This window comes from Claveliimonas sp., from assembly GCF_037273965.1.
Classification (GTDB): domain Bacteria; phylum Bacillota; class Clostridia; order Lachnospirales; family Lachnospiraceae; genus Claveliimonas; species Claveliimonas bilis.
In genome coordinates, this window is record NZ_JAYAZJ010000004.1 from 1 (window position 1) to 2,862 (window position 2,862).

At 45.4% G+C, this 2,862-nt stretch carries 3 protein-coding genes; 2 read left to right on the top strand and 1 reads right to left on the bottom strand.

All coding sequences use genetic code 11. From position 1 onward, the window contains the following. A partial coding sequence (locus WJ238_RS00050; protein ID WP_524536973.1) for a zinc-binding metallopeptidase family protein occupies positions 1 to 573 on the bottom strand: 573 nt, incomplete at its 3' end. 213 nt (positions 574 to 786) lie between these two features. Between WJ238_RS00050 and WJ238_RS00055 the strand changes: the two genes are divergently transcribed. Then, positions 787 to 1,437: a YczE/YyaS/YitT family protein gene (locus tag WJ238_RS00055; protein WP_087169633.1), complete on the top strand. Its 651-nt coding sequence runs from the start codon at positions 787 to 789 to the stop codon at positions 1,435 to 1,437. A gap of 108 nt (positions 1,438 to 1,545) precedes the next feature. Beyond that, positions 1,546 to 2,649 (top strand): sporulation integral membrane protein YtvI, encoded by a 1,104-nt coding sequence (gene ytvI / locus WJ238_RS00060; protein WP_087169634.1) that lies wholly within the window; start codon positions 1,546 to 1,548, stop codon positions 2,647 to 2,649. Positions 2,650 to 2,862: the final 213 nt, after the last annotated feature.

Below are 2,862 nucleotides of genomic sequence, written 5' to 3' on the forward strand. Positions count from 1 at the left end.
CATTGCGGTACTGAGCTTATCATCCAGGAAACGGCTCTTGATATAGCCGCTCTTTGTAATTGTTGTTCTCGGTTCAAAGCAGACAAAATCTCCGGTCATAATTCCCAGCTTCTCCGTCTCCTCTTTGGAAGATGTCTTTTCGTCAACAACAATCTCCATCACATCGTATGTCCGCTTTGTCTCCGCGTATTTACCATTTACGTGAACAGAGGCGTTGCAAAGCTGGCATGTCCCGTCATAGATACGTCCGTCCCGTGTCCGGATGCGGACAGTCTCACCTTCTGCGGAGTTGGCGTCGATTCCTCCCACCGGAGAAATCTCCAGACATCCGTTGCTCTTGATCTGTGAAACCATCGCGCCCAGTGTATCTACATGAGACTCTACAAAGACCGCATTGTCCGCGTCTTCTCCGCCGAGATCCGCAATCACTCCACCTTTTACTGTGCGGTATGCCGGCACTCCCAGTTTCTCAAATTCATTTAAAAGATAATCCGTCACCTCTTTTGTATAGCCTGACGGGCTGTCGATTGCAAGCAGGTTTTTCAGCTGCTCCAGTACGTATTCCATATTCATTGGTCCTTCTCCTTTCTCGTACCTTCTGTTTCTCTTTGTATGATCCATTATAGCATCAGACGGGCCTGTTTTGCTACCCATCCATTAAAACGTTTCCCATAATTTACATTTTCTTTTCAAATGCTATAATAAAATAGAACGCAGTGAAATGCTGTGTAGTTGATGGATGCGCTTTTACGCATCACTGTAGTTTTATCGAAAGGAATGAGTATCATGCATAATCAACTGACTGTTACCCTTTTTAAGCGGTATTTCATTCTCCTGGCCGGTCTTACCATCATGGCTTTCGGGGTGGCATTTTCCATCAAGGCCAGTCTCGGGACATCGCCGATCTCCAGTGTTCCTTATGTCATCAGCCTGTTTTCTCCGTTTACTGTAGGAACCGCTACTATTCTCATGCACTGCGTTTTTATACTGCTCCAGATTTTAATTCTCCGAAGAAAATATCATCTGATTCAGCTGATGCAGCTTCCTGTAGCCTTTCTCTTTGGATATCTCACTGATTTCGCGGTCTGGGCGGTCCGCGGCATACAGTGCCATACATACTGGCAGCAGTGGATTGTCTGTCTGGCGGGTATCTTTCTGGTAGCCGTCGGGGTCAGCCTGGAGGTCAAGGCCGGTGTAGTCGTTCTCGCCGGAGAAGGAGTAGTCCTTGCCATCTGCCAGGTTCTTCCGGTCAAATTCGGTTATATGAAGGTGGGATTTGATGTGACATTAGTACTGACTGCCTGCATCCTTTCGCTCGTGTTTACTCAAAGCCTTCAGGGTGTCAGGGAAGGAACCGTTGCCGCTGCCCTTCTGGTCGGACTGATTGCAAAACGTCTGGGAAAAATATGGGAGAGATTTCCGCTGGAAGAAGCATAAAAACTGCTTTGGCAGCATACTTTCTGTTGACACTTTCACAAATCTCCGATATCTTAATTATTAGTGAGTTATTTCTATATTGAACATGGAATGAGGTTATGAAAACAAATGGAAAAACGGACAAAATTCATCATTAACTTTTTGTACTTCGCAATTATTATTGCCCTCGCCTTTTTTGTGCTGAGGTTCGCGCTGTCCTTTCTTTTCCCGTTTGTCGCGGCGCTTTTTATTGCCTATATATTGAGACGCCCTATTCAGTTTATTACCACAAAAACACAGCTTCCCCGGAAGCTGTCAGCCATTCTTGTGGTTCTGGTATTTTATGTGACAATCGGTACACTTTTAGTGCTTGGAAGCATCCGGGCTTTTTCTTATGTAAGCGACCTTATACAAAGGCTTCCGCAGATTTATCTCCGGTATGTAAATCCGGTCCTGATTGATCTTTTCGATCAGCTGGAACACGCGATCCAGCAGGCGGATCCTTCTATTCTGGATACCGTAGATTATTTGTGGAACCAGCTTATGCAGTCTCTTCGTGGAATTGTATCGAATCTTTCTCTTACCAGTATGGAGGCAATTTCCAATATTGCGTCCTCCCTTCCGATGCTTTTCATCCGGCTGGTTTTAATGATCATCTCTACCTTCTTTATTGCTATGGATTACGAAGCCTTATCCGCTTTCTGCATGCGCCAGTTAAGCGACAAAGCCCAGAACGTGGTCCGGCAGATCAAGCAGTATGTGGTCGGTACATTATTTGTCTGCATCCGCTCCTACGCACTGATCATGAGCATCACATTTGTAGAGCTGGCTGTCGGCCTGACTTTGATCGGCATCAGAAATTCAGTTCTGATCGCTTTGTGCATTGCAGTTTTTGATATTCTTCCGGTTCTCGGTACCGGCGGTATCATGATTCCATGGGCTGTTATTTCTGCAATCCTCGGAGATTTTCCGGGAGCGATCAAGCTTGCGCTGCTCTATGTATTCATCACTGTCGTGCGCAACATTATTGAGCCAAAAATCGTAGGCGGACAGATCGGACTTCATCCGGTTATTACACTTGTCAGCATGTTCGCCGGTGTCCAGCTGTTCGGTGTAGTCGGTCTGTTTGGTTTTCCGATCGGGCTGTCACTGCTTTCCTATCTGAACCGCACCGGCACAATCCATCTCTTCAAGATGGGTTCAAAAGAATCGGACGAGAATACCAATAGCTGACGCTATCTATATAAAAAGCAGGAATTCCTGGATAAATGGGATTCCTGTTTTTTTATGGGGAAATCATCCGGAGCCGGAATATGAAGTTTCCTTCATATATCTGTTGACATTTTCATATTCTTCTGATAACATGAAGTTAACTTCACAAGAAGCTGACTTCACATTGATGAGAGGGTACACATGAAAACAAGAGTAAAAGAATTAAGAACAGCA

Coding starts and splice junctions, on each gene's coding strand:
- WJ238_RS00055 (WP_087169633.1), top strand. CDS start 787: ATGCATAATCAACTGACTGTTACCCTTTTTAAGCGGTATTTCATTCTC.
- ytvI (WP_087169634.1), top strand. CDS start 1,546: ATGGAAAAACGGACAAAATTCATCATTAACTTTTTGTACTTCGCAATT.